Annotated in this window: 17 protein-coding genes and 1 pseudogene; 2 read left to right on the forward strand and 16 right to left on the reverse strand. The window is 37.5% G+C overall.

Annotated elements, in window-relative coordinates; genetic code table 11:
* Positions 1-5 precede the first annotated feature (5 nt).
* Entirely contained in the window at positions 6-875 is an 870-nt protein-coding gene (locus AC22L0_RS21750; RefSeq protein ID WP_000018924.1) for a DUF421 domain-containing protein, read from the forward strand.
* Positions 876-1,115: 240 nt separating this feature from the next.
* Positions 1,116-1,697: an ATP-dependent Clp endopeptidase proteolytic subunit ClpP gene (clpP, locus tag AC22L0_RS21755; RefSeq protein WP_001049162.1), complete on the forward strand. Its 582-nt coding sequence runs from the start codon at positions 1,116-1,118 to the stop codon at positions 1,695-1,697.
* 327 nt (positions 1,698-2,024) lie between these two features.
* Here the strand turns inward: clpP and AC22L0_RS21760 are convergent, their stop codons facing one another.
* From AC22L0_RS21760 to uvrB, 16 genes and pseudogenes are all read right to left on the reverse strand, one after another.
* On the reverse strand, positions 2,025-2,273 hold the full coding sequence (locus AC22L0_RS21760; RefSeq protein ID WP_000250307.1) for an HPr family phosphocarrier protein: 249 nt from the start codon (positions 2,271-2,273) through the stop codon (positions 2,025-2,027).
* 23 nt (positions 2,274-2,296) lie between these two features.
* Positions 2,297-3,247: a DNA-binding protein WhiA gene (whiA, locus tag AC22L0_RS21765; protein ID WP_000006560.1), complete on the reverse strand. Its 951-nt coding sequence runs from the start codon at positions 3,245-3,247 to the stop codon at positions 2,297-2,299.
* An 88-nt stretch (positions 3,248-3,335) separates the two neighbouring features.
* Positions 3,336-4,289, reverse strand: coding sequence for a gluconeogenesis factor YvcK family protein (locus AC22L0_RS21770; RefSeq protein ID WP_087965231.1), 954 nt, complete (start codon positions 4,287-4,289; stop codon positions 3,336-3,338).
* 3 nt (positions 4,290-4,292) lie between these two features.
* Complete coding sequence (rapZ, locus tag AC22L0_RS21775; RefSeq protein ID WP_000138459.1) at positions 4,293-5,174, reverse strand: RNase adapter RapZ; 882 nt, start codon at positions 5,172-5,174, stop codon at positions 4,293-4,295.
* A gap of 20 nt (positions 5,175-5,194) precedes the next feature.
* Positions 5,195-5,653 (reverse strand): NUDIX hydrolase, encoded by a 459-nt coding sequence (locus tag AC22L0_RS21780; protein WP_001190080.1) that lies wholly within the window; start codon positions 5,651-5,653, stop codon positions 5,195-5,197.
* A gap of 229 nt (positions 5,654-5,882) precedes the next feature.
* On the reverse strand, positions 5,883-6,689 hold the full coding sequence (locus tag AC22L0_RS21785) for a DUF368 domain-containing protein (RefSeq protein ID WP_000455196.1): 807 nt from the start codon (positions 6,687-6,689) through the stop codon (positions 5,883-5,885).
* Between the two features lie 165 nt (positions 6,690-6,854).
* The gene (trxB, locus tag AC22L0_RS21790) at positions 6,855-7,811 is read right to left on the reverse strand and encodes a thioredoxin-disulfide reductase (protein ID WP_001288079.1); all 957 of its coding nucleotides are present in this window, start codon (positions 7,809-7,811) and stop codon (positions 6,855-6,857) included.
* 85 nt (positions 7,812-7,896) lie between these two features.
* Positions 7,897-9,408, reverse strand: coding sequence for a tetratricopeptide repeat protein (locus AC22L0_RS21795; RefSeq protein WP_000517720.1), 1,512 nt, complete (start codon positions 9,406-9,408; stop codon positions 7,897-7,899).
* 139 nt (positions 9,409-9,547) lie between these two features.
* Positions 9,548-10,060 (reverse strand): acyltransferase, encoded by a 513-nt coding sequence (locus tag AC22L0_RS21800; protein WP_001255073.1) that lies wholly within the window; start codon positions 10,058-10,060, stop codon positions 9,548-9,550.
* Positions 10,061-10,093: 33 nt separating this feature from the next.
* Positions 10,094-10,744: a pyrophosphatase PpaX gene (gene ppaX, locus AC22L0_RS21805; RefSeq protein ID WP_002097946.1), complete on the reverse strand. Its 651-nt coding sequence runs from the start codon at positions 10,742-10,744 to the stop codon at positions 10,094-10,096.
* 67 nt (positions 10,745-10,811) lie between these two features.
* Positions 10,812-11,624 carry a prolipoprotein diacylglyceryl transferase gene (lgt, locus tag AC22L0_RS21810; protein WP_000922848.1) on the reverse strand — a complete coding sequence of 271 codons (813 nt, stop codon included), beginning with the start codon at positions 11,622-11,624 and terminating at the stop codon, positions 10,812-10,814.
* Between the two features lie 26 nt (positions 11,625-11,650).
* Positions 11,651-12,580, reverse strand: coding sequence for an HPr(Ser) kinase/phosphatase (gene hprK / locus AC22L0_RS21815; RefSeq protein WP_001127250.1), 930 nt, complete (start codon positions 12,578-12,580; stop codon positions 11,651-11,653).
* Between the two features lie 156 nt (positions 12,581-12,736).
* A complete protein-coding gene (locus AC22L0_RS21820) occupies positions 12,737-13,117 on the reverse strand; it encodes a phage holin family protein (protein ID WP_001267308.1) in 381 nt (126 codons plus the stop codon).
* A gap of 115 nt (positions 13,118-13,232) precedes the next feature.
* A pseudogene (locus AC22L0_RS21825) lies at positions 13,233-13,681 on the reverse strand (DUF4275 family protein).
* Between the two features lie 59 nt (positions 13,682-13,740).
* Positions 13,741-16,617 (reverse strand): excinuclease ABC subunit UvrA, encoded by a 2,877-nt coding sequence (uvrA, locus tag AC22L0_RS21830; RefSeq protein WP_087965229.1) that lies wholly within the window; start codon positions 16,615-16,617, stop codon positions 13,741-13,743.
* A gap of 5 nt (positions 16,618-16,622) precedes the next feature.
* A complete protein-coding gene (gene uvrB / locus AC22L0_RS21835; RefSeq protein WP_000441055.1) occupies positions 16,623-18,599 on the reverse strand; it encodes an excinuclease ABC subunit B in 1,977 nt (658 codons plus the stop codon).
* Between the last annotated feature and the right edge of the window lie 16 nt (positions 18,600-18,615).

An 18,615-nucleotide genomic window follows, 5' to 3' on the forward strand; every position in this document is an offset into this window, starting at 1 on the left:
CGACTATGTCTCACCTGCCGGAATGGACACTTGTCATTCTTCGCTCTGTATTCATATTAATTATTTTATTCGCTATTACGAAATGGTTAGGGAAAAGACAAATCTCTCAGCTTTCCTTTTTTGAATACATAGCCGGAATGACGATTGGTGACATCGCTGCCCAAGTATCTACAGGGCTCGATTCAAAATTTTTTCACGGCGTCTTTGCGATACTCATTTTCGCTGTGGTACCTTTTTTAACAGGAATCCTCTCTTTAAAGAACAAAACAGCTCGGGACTTCTTTGAAGGGAAATCTACCGTATTAATAAAAGACGGAAAGATACTCGAAGATAACTTAAAGAAAGAAAAATATACGAGTGACGAATTACTGGAACTTCTCCGTGGAAAAAGTGCGTTCAGCGTAGCTGAAGTCGAATTTGCTGTCTTAGAACCGAGCGGAGAATTAAATGTATTATTAAAGAAAGATTCCCAGCCACTTACAGCAAAAGATATCGGTTTAAAAGTACCAAACGAGAAAGAACCACAAACTGTTATTATGGATGGAAATGTACTAGATGAACCTCTTTCAGCAAGCGGACATAACCGCGCTTGGCTACATTCAGAATTAGAAAAACTCGGTGTTGTTATTGAAAATGTCTTCCTCGGTCAAGTGGATTCATACGGACAACTTACTATCGACATTTACAATGACAAACTCCAAATGCCTTCTCCTCAAAACAAACCTTTATTATTAGCATCTTTAAAAAAATGTCATGCTGATCTTGAACTATTTTCCCTAGAAACAAAGTCGAAATCAGCAAGCGAAATGTATAGTAAAAACGCGAAACAAATCGAAAAGATTTTAAATAAAGTAACCTATCTTTTAAAAGACTAATTATCGAAAGAACGCTTCAGTTAAAAGGCGTTCTTTTCTTTTTTCTCCAGTTTTCATAACGTTTAAATTTATGTAATTCGGTTATGATGTTGAAGATACATAAGCAGGGAATTTCGAAAACATAGCGAATATTTCATGGTACAACTACATATTTTTTTGATTTAAAGTGGTTTCGTTTGACCTTTATTGACCATAATTGTATTATAAGACTAAGAAAGCTTTATAAGGAGGAAATAACAGATGAATTTAATTCCTACAGTAATTGAACAAACAAATCGTGGAGAACGCGCTTACGATATTTACTCTCGACTATTAAAAGACCGCATCATTATGCTTGGTAGTGCAATTGATGACAACGTAGCTAACTCAATCGTTTCCCAGCTTTTATTCTTGGAATCTCAAGATCCAGAAAAAGATATTCACATCTACATCAACAGCCCTGGTGGTTCTATCACAGCAGGTATGGCAATCTATGATACAATGCAGTTTATTAAACCACAAGTATCAACAATCTGTATCGGTATGGCAGCATCTATGGGTGCATTCTTACTTGCAGCAGGTGAAAAAGGAAAACGTTATGCACTTCCAAACAGTGAAGTAATGATTCACCAACCACTTGGCGGAGCACAAGGTCAAGCGACTGAAATCGAAATCGCTGCAAAACGTATCCTATTCTTACGTGAAAAACTAAACCAAATTCTTGCTGACCGCACTGGTCAACCACTTGAAGTACTACAACGCGACACAGACCGCGACAACTTCATGACAGCAGAAAAAGCTTTAGAATACGGTTTAATCGATAAAATCTTTACAAATCGTTAATAACTAAAAGCGAAAGCGGCTCGTTTAGAATCGCAGGTCGCTGGAGCTGGATACAACTAAAAGTGGAAGCGCCCTATAATTGGGCGCTTCTTTTATATATTGTTCCCCGCTCACATACCCCATCCAGTATCTCTCTAAATATATCAGCGATTTTTCAAATATATCGACCGTAACTCCGATTATATCGGCGATTATTCTAATATATCGACGTTTCGACATAACTTATCGACTTACCGACAATTCTCGACAAGCACGTACCCCTTAAATACCCCTCCTCGCTAATTCGCACAGACAACAAAAAAGCTATCGCATATACGCGATAGCTTTTTATTGTACATATGCAGCTAATGCTTCTAAAGCCTCTTCTGCATCTGAACCTTCTGTTGTAATTGTTATCATGCTTCCAGTTCCAATTGCTAAGCTCATAATCCCCATTATGCTCTTTGCATTTACTGTCTTTCCATCTTTCTCGATGAAGATATCTGCATGAAAGCGATTTGCCTCTTGTACAAACAACGCAGCCGGACGTGCTTGTAAACCGTTTTTTAATGAAACCTGAACTCGTTTTTGAACCACAGCTCCATTTCCCCTTTAACCTCTTATTTTTTTGCTACCGTTTCCCCCGCGCGTAATTTCTCTGCAATTTCATCGATTTTACGCAAACGATGATTAATACCCGACTTACTAATCTTCCCCCCGGATACCATCTCACCTAACTCTTTCAATGTTACATCTTGATAATCTCTTCGTAATTGTGCAATCTCTTGTAGTTTATCCGGCAATATATCAAGACCAACTGTCTCATCAATGTAACGAATATTTTCAATCTGCCTTAGTGCTGCACCAATTGTTTTATTTAAATTAGCTGTTTCGCAGTTCACTAAACGATTTACAGAATTACGCATATCACGTACGATTCGAATATCTTCAAATCTTAAAAGTGCATTATGAGCACCTATAATATTTAAAAACTCTGTAATTTTTTCTGCTTCTTTCAAATACGTAATGTACCCTTTTCTTCTCTCCAGCGTCTTACTATTTAAATCAAATCCGTTCATCAGTTCACATATAGCATCATTATGTTCCTTATATAACGAAAAGATTTCTAAATGATAAGATGATGTTTCTGGGTTATTTACTGAACCACCTGCTAAAAATGCTCCGCGTAAATACGATCGTTTACAACATTTCTTCTCAATCAGTTCTTGTGATATATTTCGAATAAATGAAAAGTCATCTCGAACGATATGAAGATCAGCTAATATTTCGCGAGACTTCTCAACAAGCCGCACAATATATACATTATTTTTCTTCAATCGCATTTTTTTACGAACAAGTAATTCTACCGTCACGTCATATCCTTTTTTCAAAAGCGTATAAATCCTTCTTGCAATTGCCGCATTTTCCGTTTGAATATCGATAGATAGACGACGGTTTGAAAAAGAAAGCGACCCGTTCATTCGAAGTAGCGCTGATAATTCTGCTTTCTCACAGCATTCCTTCATCTCAAGATTCGTCAACTCTTTCTTTGTTTCTGATGCAAATGACACAGTCAACACCTCCTTATACGATTATTGCGGAACAAAATTCTTGTCCTATATGAATGAGGAGCGCTACCTCAAACGAGGCAACGCATATTTATAACAATGAATATAAAATCGAAGCTAACTTTAACGTATCATGCCTTACAACATGATCATCATACTTCGCTAATCCCTCTTGAATAACATCAATATTATTTTCAACAAAACGTTCTTCATCCACTACAACTGGTGTAGACATTTCTTCATCATATAACTTACGTAATTCACAAGGAATCTCACGGCTATTTACAATTGCAGTATTGATAAATGGTTGCCCTAAATGATCGTGTAACGCCTGCACATGATCAAAAGCAGTATATCCCATCGTTTCACCCGCTTGTGTCATAACGTTACATACATATACCTTCTTCGCCTTTGCAGCAAGAACAGCGTCTCCAATTTTGTTAACAACTAAATTGGGTAATATACTCGTATACAAACTTCCTGGGCCGAAAACAAGTAAATCAGCTCGTTTAATCTCAGCCAACGTTTCATGCAATGGCTCTACATCTTCTGGAGTTAAAAAGACGCGATTAATCTTCTTTCCGTAATAAGGAATCTTGGATTCACCTGTTACAATTTCCCCATCTTCAAGTTCCGCATGAAGTACCGCACTTTGATTCGCTGCTGGTAATACACGTCCTCTGACATTTAATACTTTACTTGTTTCCGTAATTGCATGGAAAAAGTCTCCTGTAATCGAGGTCATACCTGCCAATAATAGATTTCCTAACGCATGACCTTTCAGTCCGTCTCCTGTTGTGAAACGGTGCTGAAATAAAGCTTCCACCAGTGGCTCTACATCCGATAACGCAACAAGTACGTTACGGATGTCACCTGGAGGTGGAATTTCTAGCTCATCACGTAATCGACCCGAACTGCCACCATCATCAGCGATTGTAACAACTGCTGTAATATCAACAGGATATTGCTTTAATCCTCTTAATAAAACTGAGAGTCCAGTTCCGCCTCCCATGATGACAATTTTAGGTTTTCTCTCTTTTTTCATCCCTTAATGGCCCTTTCTCTTCTCCACATCACGATGAGATACATGAACACTATACTCTGGTTTCAAATGTTTCCCAAGGTATTCTGTAAGCGTAACAGAACGATGCTGTCCACCTGTACATCCAATTGCAATTACAAGTTGACTTTTGCCTTCTCTTTTATAATGAGGCAGCATGAAAGTAATCAGATCCGTCAACTTCTCTAAAAACTTATGTGTCTCATTAAATTTCAGTACATACGAAGAAACTTCTTCATCTAGTCCTGTTAATGGCTTCATGTGTGGAATGTAATATGGATTTGGTAAAAAACGAACATCAAATACTAAATCTGCATCAATTGGAATACCGTACTTAAATCCAAATGACATAACATTTACACGAAATGCTTGCTCAGTTTCTGTTGAGAACAAGTGAACAATTTTTTCACGTAATTCTTTCGGTTTTAAATCCGATGTATCAAGCACAATATTCGCTCGTGCCTTCATATCTGTTAATAAATTGCGCTCTGCTTCGATTCCCTTTAACGGCAAACCAGTTGGTGCAAGTGGATGCGAACGTCTCGTTTCTTTATAACGAGTTACAAGCGTACTATCTTTCGCATCTAAAAATAAAATATGAGGAATAATCCATGTACGTTCTGATAAATCATCAAGTGCTCCCCATAAATGTTCAAAAAACTCTCGGCCACGTAAATCAATACCAAGTGCCACTTTATTCATTTTCCCTTTTGAATCCGCCATAAGCTCAATAAACTTTGGCAATAACATCGGTGGTAAATTATCTACACAAAAATATCCTAAATCTTCAAAACTTTGTAAAGCTACTGTTTTTCCAGCTCCAGACATCCCTGTAATAATTACCATTTTTATATCATTATTCTCTGTCATCGTATCCTCTCCTTGAAGGTTTAACTCGGATCTAATCGATATGAAAGCAACTCAAAATCTGGGGTATATACAAATGTACCGTAGATTATGCCATTTCCTTTAATTAAATAATCAATAATGTGATAATCTCCTGGCGCCATTGCTAAATCATCAATTTTATCAAATGTATGCCAACCAATGATGCCTTCTTCGCTCTCTAGTTTGTTTTCTCCTGCAAAATCTGTCGCTAAAAAGGAGAACATCATCCATTCAGAAACAACTTTATCACCTTCTTGGATGACAAAGGTGAAGACCCCCTTTAACGCTGGGTTTTTCAAATAAATACCTGTTTCTTCGCGATATTCGCGAACAACGGAATCTCTTACAGTCTCACCACGCTCCATTTTCCCGCCTGGTGCAACCCACCAATTCCGGCGAGGTTTTTGGAGTAAGAGTACTTCATTATCTCTAATTAACACACAGTTTGTCACTCTTTGCATGTTTCTTCACCTCAGCTACTTGCAGTAAAATTCCTCACTGCATACTTCTTTCATTATACTATCAAAAACAGTTTGCTACAACGAAGGAGCCAGTCCTCTTTCGCTAAGCATATGCTACTCAGCAATTTTAAAAAAGCTTTCTATAACAAGCAATGTAAATGCTTAGACTTTTAATGAATAGCATGAAAAATCCCCTTAACGCTTTTTATCGCCAAGGGGATTAAAGTACTTATTTCTTACCGAAATAAGTAACAATCGCAAATCCTAAAATAAAGGTAATGATTGAACTTATAATTGAAAATCCACCAGTCGGAATCCCAGGGAATACAATTACAATCGAACCGATTACAAGTCCAATAATTGCCGCAAATGTCATACTTTTATAACGATCTAATAAAAAACTAATGCCTTTACTACTTACAACAAATCCAACCATAACACCAGCACCGATAACCACGATTAAAGGTAAGTTAAGTGTAGTTAAAGCGTTAATTGCTGTTGGATACACACCAATAATTAATAAAATAAACGATCCACTAATCCCAGGAAGCAGCATTGCCATACTAGCCATCCATCCTGCGAAAAATAAACCAATTGCATTTAAAATTGTTAAAGTCGTAATTGGATCTGCTGCCTTATCTGGTTTAAAGAAAGCTGTAATCGCAACAAGAATTGCTGCAACTATTAATAAAACGATGTGCTTACCTTTAAACGACGACTTTGCATCAGCTTCCCTCATTAACATCGGTAATATACTAATAATTAAACCGAGGAAGAAAAATTGAGTCGGTTCATAATGATTTGCAAGTAAATATTTAATAACGTGACTTAACGTTAAAAATGCCGCTGCCACACCAGCTGCAAGGGGAATTAAAAATCCTAAATGTTTTTTCCATTCACGACTAAAGAATCCACTAATTGCCGCAAGCAATTGTTCATAAATCCCTAACACAACAGCGATTGTACCGCCGCTCACACCAGGAATTAAATCACTAACGCCCATACAAAATCCACGATATATATTACGCCATTCCATACTGAATAAATTCCTCATTTCTTATAGTGATTTTTTCCGTAAAGTCCAGTATATCAATAAGAAAGCTTATAATCCTTATATTTTTTGACAAAACTTTGACATTTTCACACAAAAAAAGAAGAAAGCTCCTGTCGGTAGCTTTCTTCTCACAAGGTATATTATCCCTTATTTTTCTGATACAGTTTTTAATTCCTCTAATAATTCTTCTACGTAATGTTGTGCACTTTGCGCTGCAATACTACCGTCACCTGTTGCAGTTACAATTTGACGAAGCATTTTTTCACGAACATCACCAGCTGCGAAAATACCAGGGATTTTCGTTTCCATACGCTCGTTCGTTTCAAGGTAACCATTTTCATTTGTAATACCTAGTTCAACAAATGGTTTTGATAAAGGTAACATACCGATGTATACAAATACGCCGTCAGTTTTGACTTCTTTCTCTTCTCCACTATTTACGTCCACAAGTGTTACACTTCCTACTTTACCACTTGCTTCGTTGATTTCTTTTATAGTGTGATTCCAAATGAAATCTACTTTTTCGTTTTGGAAAGCACGGTCTTGTAAAATTTTCTGTGCACGAAGCGTGTCACGACGGTGAACGATCGTTACTTTTGATGCGAAGCGTGTTAAGAACACACCCTCTTCAACAGCAGAATCTCCGCCACCAATTACGATAAGCTCTTTTCCTTTAAAGAATGCTCCGTCACATACTGCACAATATGATACACCGCGGCCGCCAAGTTCTGTTTCACCCGGTACACCAATTTTTTTATACTCTGCACCGCTTGCAACGATAATTGCACGTGCTTTATATTCTTTTTTACCAGCAATAATTGTTTTGTATTCTTTACCATCGATGACTTTTTTCACATCACCGTATGCATATTCAGCACCAAATTTCTTCGCATGCTCAAACATTTTATTTGATAAATCTGGTCCTAAAATAGACTCATAACCTGGGTAGTTTTCTACATCTTCCGTGTTTGCCATTTGGCCACCTGGAATACCTCGCTCAAGCATTAATGTGCTTAAATTTGCACGAGATGTATATACTGCAGCTGTCATACCAGCTGGTCCTGCACCAATAATAACGACATCATAAATTTTTTCTTCTGACACACTATTCACTCCTATCCATTCCTACACAATTAAGTTACCCTCATTATACTGTTAGCATCATTTTTTTCCCAATGATTTGCTTATCTTATGTGTGCGTACGCTTAACAGCTTGCACATACTTTCGGACAGTAGCTACAGATACATTATATACATCTCCAAGCTCCGACTGTGTCATTTTATTTCCTTGTTCGCCGCGTACAATGTATTCAATCGCAGCTGACCAGCCGTACACATTTGTAAATATGTCTCCAGATGTATATAAACGTATGAACGTACAAAACCAAAAGTGTAAACACTCTTCGATTAATTCATCATCTTTTTTCGTATAATTGTATAATGCATCCGCAATTCTCGCGCACTGCTCAAATTGCTGTAAATCAGCTGGAATACTCTTATGACTATTAAGTAAAAAGAAGTACTTTGCAAGTTGCGATACGATGGGAACACCGTTCTTCGCTTGCGTTATATCAAAGAAGAATCCAACCTTCTCCGGCGTTGACAATTCATTCATTAAATATAAAGCTAGCATTTGTTCTTCTAGCGTCGCACTTTGCTGAAATGATTTTCGTAATTCTTCAAATAACACATTTTGCCCTTCATCTGCTAAATTCAGCGCATTCCACGGTTCTTTTCCCTTTTTATCAGGATGTAATTCCACGACATATTGCCACATTTTTTCAGCTAGTTGCTGGTCTTTCACCATATACGCAGAATATGCAAACCAATAATAAAAACTAACGTCTCCCTCATATCCTTGACGCTTTAATAGTTTGAACCACTTATATGCATGCTCGAAATAACCAATTGTTGCGAGTGTAGTTCCCAGTTTCAAACGATGTTCAAATGAAATCGGATATACCGAAACTAGCTGTCCCGCTAGTGCCTCTACTTGTTTATGCTCTCCAATTGAATATAGAAAAATAAGCGTATTACAAAGCGCATGTATATTACCAGGGTTTTTCTCTAAAATCATTTCTGTTAACTTCAGTGCTTTGTCTACATTACCAGATTGAAAATGTGCAATGGCTAAATTATTATGACCTGACCAAAATTCCGGATAATCTTTCGTAACAATTTCTAATGTAGCAATTGCTTCTTCCAATTGTCCATTACGAATATAGCGATTAGCTTCTTCCTGCATAACAATTAAATCATCTTCATCTTCAATCTCTTCCGCACCCATTGCTTCTTCTTCCATAATCTCAAGAAGTTCTAATGTATCTTCTACGAATTCCTTCTCTTTTGCAACTTCTAAATAACGATCTGCATATTTCTTCGCCTGTTGAAATAACCCCATATATGCATAATTATTTGCAATAAAATAATAGCACTGTTCAAGTTCTGGATTAGATCTAACTAACTTTAAGAAGATTTGATTCGATTCTTGATATTCACCAGCCTCAGATAATACTGATGCTAATTGACATAAAATAAACGGCTCCTTCTCACTTTGTGCCGCTCTTCGAAAATATTTAATTGCATCTTGCAATTTTTGTCCTTTGTAAGCTCTCATCCCTTTTTTATAAAAGAAGTCCGCTAATTGATTAAAAGAGATAACTTGTCCGTTCTCCTTATATATCCTTTGATTTTTCCCCATATATCCTCCAGTTTTTTGTTTTCTTCGTTCACACATTCTTCTATCTATAAGTATAAACGATTCCGTAAAAAACAAAACAGTATATTATACTCAATTATTTCCTTTTTATTCATAAAAAAAGAGGAGAAATGTTACATTTTCACCATGAACCTTCTCTTGCGGTCATTTGCTCTTTCGTATAAATAATACGCATTGGATTTCCACCTACGAAAGCACCGCTCGGTACATCTCTATGAACAAGTGTGCCAGCTGAGACAGTCGCACCGTCTCCAATGTTCACACCTGGTAATATTGTTACATTCGCTCCAATCATTACTTCATTTCCAATGACGATTTCGCCAAGTCGATATTCACGAATTAAATATTCATGTGCTAAAAGCGTTGTGTTATAGCCAATAATCGAATTCTCTCCCACAGTTATCTTTTCTGGGAACATAATATCCGGCATTACCATAAGCGCAAATGATGTTTTCTTTCCTACTTTCATCCGTAAAAAAGTGCGGTACAACCAATTTTTTACGGATAAAAATGGCGTATAACGCGCAATTTGGATAATAATAAAGTTTTTCATTACCTTCCAAAAAGACACTGTTTTATACACATTCCATAACGAATTTTCTCCTGAAACAGGATAGCGCGTTGTCCGTCGCACTTAGCTCGCTCCTCTACTAACTTACTTGGACCTTTATGAACGGTTCATGTTAGACAAAATCGGTAGCAAATCACTCATTTTATCTAGCATAAAGTCCGGCTTGTAAGCCTCTAAATACGCTCTACCTTTCAACGTCCATGAAACCGCAGCTGTTTTCGTCCCCGCATTTTGACCACCGACAATATCATGATGATTATCCCCAACCATCAATGCCTCTTCTGGTTTTGCATCTAATAATTCAAGCGCTTTTTGAAGTGGCTCCGGATGTGGTTTCACATGCTCTACATCATCAATTGTCACGACAACATCAAAAAATTCATCAAGCTTTGACAACTGTAATCCCATCTCAACGGTTTGTCTCGCTTTCGTTGTAACAATACCAACTTTATAACCTTGCTTCTTCAACTCTCGAACTGTTTCATATACAGTTTCATATTCTTCTACTAATTCATCATGATGATCATGGTTAAATTTGCGATAGCTAGTAATCATCTCTTCAACCTTACTTTCATCAATCTTGCTGAAAGTATCATGCAAAGATGGACCGATAAATGGCAACACATCTTCACGCTTATATTGATTTGGATAATATGTATTTAAAGTATGTAAAAACGAAGAAATAATAAGTTCATTTGTATTAATTAAAGTTCCATCTAAATCAAATAACACGGTATTTATTCTCATCGCCTTAGTCCTTTCGCCTTCCTGAATATGAAAGAAGCAGCATCTTATAATAAGATGCTACTTGTCTCTAATTTTCTAAATATCTTTTATCAGCTTGCCCCATTTTTCGTCTCACAATAATGAAAATAATAGAAATAACAACAAGTCCAATTGACATTACTTGTGCAATACGAAGTGGTCCTAGCATTAAACTATCTGTACGTAAGCCTTCTACGAAGAAGCGTCCTACTGAATACCAAATTAAATATGTGAAGAATAACTCCCCGCGACGTAAATTCACTTTTCTTAATGCAAGTAGTAAAATTACGCCTGCAAAATTCCATAATGATTCATATAAAAACGTCGGATGATAGTACACACCCTCAATATACATTTGATTAATAATGAAATCCGGTAAATGAAGACCTTCTAAAAACTGTCTCGTTACTTCATCACCATGCGCCTCTTGGTTCATAAAGTTTCCCCATCGGCCAATTGCTTGTCCTAGTAAAATACTTGGTGCAGCAATATCAGCCAACTTCCAGAAGGAAACCCCGCGTCGCTTCGCAAAAAGAATTCCGGTAATAACAGCTCCGATTAAACCACCATGAATCGCCAAACCGCCTTGACGAATATTAATAATTTGACTCGGATTTTGTGCGTAATATTCCCATTCAAAAATAACATAGTACATTCTCGCAAAAAGAATAGCGATTGGTACTGCAATTAATACAAGGTCAACAAATGTATCTTTTGGAATACCTAGCCTTTCTCCCTCGCGAGTTGCCAGCCAAAGACCTAATAGCACACCTGTACCGATAATAATCCCGTACCAATACACAGGAAACGGCCCAAGTTGGATAGCTACACGGTCAAGCTGTGGTACAGAAGCTAACAGCATATGTATATGACCTCCCTCTCCAAAGTTTACTCCTGATTTCCTAACTCAATTGCACTCATTAATCGTTCAGAGAACTGCTGTGCTGCATTGACTCCCATACGTTTCAAACGGAAGTTCATCGCTGCTACTTCAATAATAACAGCCAAGTTTCGACCAGGACGAACTGGAAGTGTAATCTTCGTAAGTTCTGTATCAATAATTTTCATCTTCTCTTCATCAAGACCTAAGCGATCGTAATTTTTCTTTTGATCCCAAATTTCAAGATTAATAACAAGTGTAATACGCTTATAATTTCGTACTGCCCCTGCACCGAATAACGTCATAACGTTAATAATACCTAGACCACGAATTTCTAATAAATGCTCGATTAAATCTGGTGAACTTCCGACTAACATATCTTCATCTTCTTGACGAATTTCTACACTATCATCCGCAACAAGACGGTGACCACGCTTTACAAGCTCAAGAGCTGTCTCACTTTTACCAACACCACTTTGACCTGTAATTAAAACACCAACGCCGTAAATATCTACTAACACACCATGAACAGCTGTTGTTGGTGCTAACTTACCTTCTAAATAGTTTGTTAAACGACTTGATAATCTCGTTGTCGTTTGAGAAGAACGTAATAAAGGCATACCTGATTCACGTGATGCTTGTAATAACTCATCTGGTACATCTTGATTACGAGTTACAATAATACATGGCGTCTCCTCAGTACAAAGCGCTTTCATTCTCTCTTGTTTTTGCTCTGACGTTAACGTGTCAAAGAAAGTAAGCTCCGTTTTACCAAGAAGCTGCACACGATCTGCTGGATAGTATGTAAAAAATCCTGCCATTTCAATTCCAGGTCGTGATAAATCACTTGTATCAATTGGACGATGAATACCTTCTTCACCACTGATTAACTCCAATTGAAATTGTTCAATTAAATCTTTTGTCCTTACTTTCGGCATATGTATAAACCTCCACTCCGCTGCGGGTTCAGTCTCGTTTGATGTAAAATTCCATTCTATCGGATATTGTACCATTTTTTTCTGAAAACAAGAAATACGGTTTCTAATAAATAGAAAAAAACATTTCATACGAATAATGAAATGTTTTTCTTTTTGTCACTTTCTCTTTTTTTCATATAGAGGCTCAACAATTGCCTTTTCAATTATCATATTAAAAATTGAAATACAAATTGCCGCAACAATCGCTACACCAAATCCTGATATATTAAAAGCATCTCCTAATAATGAATCTGCTATTTTTAACGTAATCGCATTAATAACAATTAAGAAGAAGCCGAAAGTTACAACAGTAATTGGTAGCGTAATTAAAATTAAAAACGGCTTTACGAACACATTTAAAACCGCCAATATAATACTCGCAATAATTGCAGTTTGTATATTTGCTACGTAAAATGCATCTGGTGCAATCCCTTTTAAAAGTCCCGATACAGCGATTAACACAACGCTATTTACAAGAAGTGATACAATCCATCTCATTTCGTCACACATCCTTTTAAACATATATATTTCATCATACGCTAATAGATAATAAACGCAAGTATGATACGAACACTTATATCAACTTATTCTATCTTTCATGCTTGTATACCTACTAACATTTCTTAGTAAAATAAGGGCCGCACCATCTATGTTCATGAGTTTTTACAAAAGTCCAAGTGAACTCTTTATCTACAATATAGATATCACCTTTATACGCATCGTCCCTCTCACACAATATATCATCCATATGTAACAAACTCGCATCCTTTATTAACAGTACCTCATCACAGTGTTGATAGAAAATGTAGCACTCTTTTTCACTTCATTATGAAACGCGTTCTTTGCTTCTTTCCCCTCTAAACACTTCTTTTTCTCATAACTAAATATGTGCCATAGATAACCACATCCATACTTATCTCCATAAAGAAAAATGTCTTCTTTTTCTTCATCACTTAAATGATTTGCAAAGTTATCCTCCCAGCGCTTCCGAAAATATACACCCCAATTTTGAAACTCTCTTACCTTCATATTTTTCTTTCTTAAAACATCTACAAATTCCATTTTCTCCCCCTATGAACGAAAAACCGAGTGCCATTTCCACTCGGTTTTTCGTAATACACTTATTGAGATAACTCTACTTCTTTTATCTTCTCTTTCATTCTTGCTTTATCACGATTTAAAATCTCTTTTAAATATTTACCTGTATATGAACGCTCTTCTTTCACTACTTGCTCTGGCGTTCCGGAAGCAACGATTTGTCCACCTTTATCTCCACCCTCTGGTCCAAGGTCAACGATATAATCAGCCGTTTTAATTACATCTAAATTATGTTCAATTACAAGTACCGTCTCACCGCTCTCAACAAGACGTTGCAACACTTCTAGAAGACGTGCAATATCATGCGCATGCAAACCAGTCGTTGGTTCATCTAAAATGTATAACGTACGTCCTGTAGAACGACGGTGTAATTCAGAAGCTAATTTTACACGTTGTGCTTCACCACCAGATAACGTCGTAGCTGGTTGCCCTAATTTCATATAACCAAGCCCAACGTCTACAAGCGTTTGAAGTTTACGCTTAATTTTTGGGATATTAGCGAAGAACTCTACTCCATCTTCAATTGTCATCCCTAACACTTCAGAAATATTCTTATCTTTATATTTCACTTCTAACGTTTCACGATTATATCGTTTACCGTGACAAACTTCACACGGAACATACACATCTGGTAGGAAATGCATTTCGATTTTAATAATTCCATCACCACGGCACGCTTCACAACGGCCACCTTTTACGTTAAAGCTGAAACGTCCTTTTTGATATCCGCGCACTTTCGCTTCATTCGTTTGTGCAAACACATCACGAATATCATCAAATACACCTGTGTACGTCGCTGGATTAGAACGTGGTGTACGACCAATTGGTGATTGATCAATATCAATTACTTTATCTAAATGTTCAAGACCTTTAATCTCTTTATGAGTACCTGGCTTCGCTTTCGCTTTATATAACTTTTGAGCTAGCGATTTATATAGTACTTCATTAATCATCGTACTTTTACCAGAACCAGATACCCCTGTTACCGCTACAAACGTACCGAGTGGGAATGACATTTTCGCATTCTTTAAGTTATTCTCTTTTGCGCCGACAATCTCTACTTTACGTCCATCACCTTTACGTCTTTCAAGTGGAACTGGAATAAACTCTTTGCCACTTAAATACTTCCCTGTTAATGAATTCTCATCTTGCATAACTTCAGCCGGCGTCCCCGCTGAAACGACCTGTCCACCGTGAATACCTGCACCAGGCCCTATATCAAGTAAATAGTCAGCAGCCATCATCGTATCTTCATCATGTTCAACAACGATTAACGTATTACCTAAATCGCGCATTTCTTGCAATGTACGAATAAGACGATCGTTATCACGCTGGTGTAAACCAATTGAAGGTTCATCAAGAATATAAAGTACGCCAGTTAGACGAGAACCAATTTGCGTCGCTAAACGAATACGCTGCGCCTCACCACCTGATAAAGTTCCTGCGGCACGACTTAACGTTAAATAATCTAAACCAACGTTCACTAAGAACCCAACGCGCTCCTGAATTTCTCTTAAAATTAAATGAGCTATTTTTTGTTGCTTCTCCGTTAGCTCTACATTCGAGAAGAATTCTTGTACTTCTTGAACTGAATACTTCGTTACGTCAGCAATCGTTTTTCCGCCAACGAAAACAGCTAAACTCTCAGGCTTTAAGCGTCCACCTTTACACTTCGGACAAGCTTGCTCTGCCATATATTTTTCCATTTGCTCACGAACATAATCAGAACTCGTTTCACGATAACGACGTTCAATATTTGGAATAACACCTTCAAATAAAATCTCATTTTCCTTTACTTGACCAAATTCATTTACATAGCGGAAATAAACCTTCTCTTCACCGCTTCCGTATAACACTTTATCAAATAAATCTTTCGGTATATTTTTCACAGGCACATCCATATCAACGCCATAATGATTACATACAGATTGTAAAAGTTGCGGGTAATATTGTGAGCTTGTCGGTTCCCAAGGCGCAATCGCATGTTCCTTTAACGATAAATCCCAGTTCGGGATAACAAGCTCTAAATCTACCTCTAGCTTTGAACCAAGTCCATCACAAGAAGGACATGCTCCGAACGGACTGTTGAATGAGAACATACGCGGCTCTAATTCTCCGATTGAAAAACCACAATGCGGACAAGCATGATGTTCACTAAATAGAAGTTCCTCTTCTCCCATTACATCAATTAACACTCGGCCTCCGCCAAGCTTTAATGCACTTTCAAGTGAATCAGCAAGACGGCTTGCGATTCCTTCTTTTACAACAATACGGTCAATTACAACTTCAATGGAATGCTTCTTATTTTTATCTAACGTAATATCTTCAGATACATCAAGCATTTCACCATCAACACGTACACGAACATATCCTTGCTTCTTAATATCTTCAAGTACTTTCACATGTGCACCTTTACGCCCAGACACGATAGGAGCTAACACTTGTAATTTCGTACGTTCAGGATATTCAAGAACACGGTCTACCATCTGCTCTACTGTTTGTGATGTAATTTCAATTCCATGATTTGGACAAATTGGCGTACCAATTCGCGCAAATAATAAACGTAAATAATCATAAATCTCCGTTACCGTTCCGACAGTTGAACGTGGATTACGACTCGTCGTTTTTTGATCGATTGAAATCGCTGGTGACAATCCTTCAATCGTGTCCACATCTGGCTTATCCATTTGTCCTAAAAACTGGCGCGCATACGCAGATAATGATTCTACGTATCTGCGCTGCCCTTCTGCATAAATCGTATCAAATGCTAATGATGATTTCCCCGAACCAGACAATCCCGTTACAACGACAAGCTGATTTCTCGGAATGGTTACATCAATATTTTTTAAGTTATGTGCTCTAGCACCTTTTACAACGATAAAATCCTTGCTCTTACTCACTTTTTTCACCCTTCCGCTTTTAATTCTAATAGTAAATCTCTTAGTTCAGCTGCACGCTCGAAGTCTAACGCTTTTGCTGCTTCTTTCATCTCTGCTTCCATCTTCGCAATTGTCTTTTCGCGCTCTTTTTTCGTCATTTTCTTAGAAGGAGTTGCTTCGTATGTTTCTGTCTCTTCAGCAGCTGTCGTTGCACGGATAACATCACGAACGCCTTTTTGAATCGTTTTCGGTGTAATACCATGCTCTTCATTGTAAGCTTCTTGTATACTACGACGACGCTTCGTTTCTTCAATCGCAATCCCCATAGATTTCGTTATACGATCTGCATACATAATAACGCGGCCGTTTTCATTACGCGCGGCACGACCAATTGTTTGAATTAATGAACGTTCTGAACGCAAAAACCCTTCCTTATCAGCATCTAAAATAGCTACAAGTGATACTTCCGGAATATCTAATCCTTCTCGCAATAAGTTAATGCCGACAAGTACATCAAATTTACCGAGGCGAAGATCACGGATAATTTCAATACGTTCTAACGTTTTAATTTCAGAGTGAAGATAGTTAACTTTAATTCCTACATCTTTTAAGTAATCCGTTAAATCCTCTGACATTTTCTTCGTTAAAGTCGTAATTAATACACGTTCATTTTTTGCAATACGATCTTGAATCTCTCCTAATAAATCGTCAATTTGCCCTTCAATTGGTCGTATATCAATTGGTGGATCTAAAAGCCCTGTTGGACGAATAATTTGTTCTATTACTTCTGGTGACTGCTCTAACTCATACGGTCCTGGCGTTGCTGAAACGTAAATAACTTGATTTGTTTTCTCTTCAAACTCATCAAACATAAGCGGTCTATTATCTAGAGCCGATGGCAGACGGAATCCATGATCCACAAGCACTTGTTTACGTGCTTGGTCACCGTTATACATCGCTCTTACTTGTGGTACTGATACGTGCGACTCATCCATAACAATTAAGAAATCTTTCGGGAAATAGTCTAATAACGTATACGGCGTTGCCCCCGCTGGACGAAGTGTTAAATGACGGGAGTAGTTTTCGATACCTGAACAAAAGCCCATCTCGCGCATCATTTCTAAATCATAACGTGTACGTTGCTCTATACGCTGCGCTTCTAACAACTTACCGTTATCATTTAACTCCTTTAAACGTTCTTCTAATTCTTTTTCGATATTTTCAATAGCGACCTTCATTTTCTCTTCACGTGTAACGAAGTGAGATGCTGGGAAGATTGCTACATGATCACGTTCTGCTAATACTTCACCTGTTAACGCATTTACTTCACGAATACGATCGATTTCATCACCGAAAAACTCAATTCGAATACAATGCTCATCAAGTGATGCTGGGAAGATTTCAACTACATCTCCGCGTACACGGAATGTACCACGCTTGAAATCAATATCATTACGTCCATACTGTACATCAACAAGTTCACGAAGCAATTGATTACGGTCTTTTTCCATACCAACTCGAAGCGAAACAACTAGCTCGCGGTATTCTTCTGGAGAACCTAAGCCATATATACACGAAACACTCGCAACGATAATTACATCGTCCCGTTCAAATAATGCAGACGTTGCCGAGTGACGCAATTTATCAATTTCATCATTAATCTGCGCATCTTTTTCAATAAACGTATCTGTTTGTGGTACATACGCTTCTGGCTGATAATAATCGTAGTAACTAACAAAATATTCAACTGCATTATTCGGGAAAAAGTCTTTCAACTCACTATATAACTGCCCTGCTAACGTTTTATTATGAGCCATAACAAGTGTTGGCTTTTGCACTTCTTTAATGACATTTGAAATCGTAAATGTCTTACCCGTTCCTGTCGCTCCAAGCAACACTTGCTTTTTCTTTCCACTATTAATTCCCTCTACAAGCTTCTCTATAGCTACCGGCTGATCACCTTGCGGGGAATACGCTGAGACAATTTCAAATTGACGTTCCAAGAAAATCCGACCTCCT

The organism is Bacillus sp. LQ01 (genome assembly GCF_057624735.1).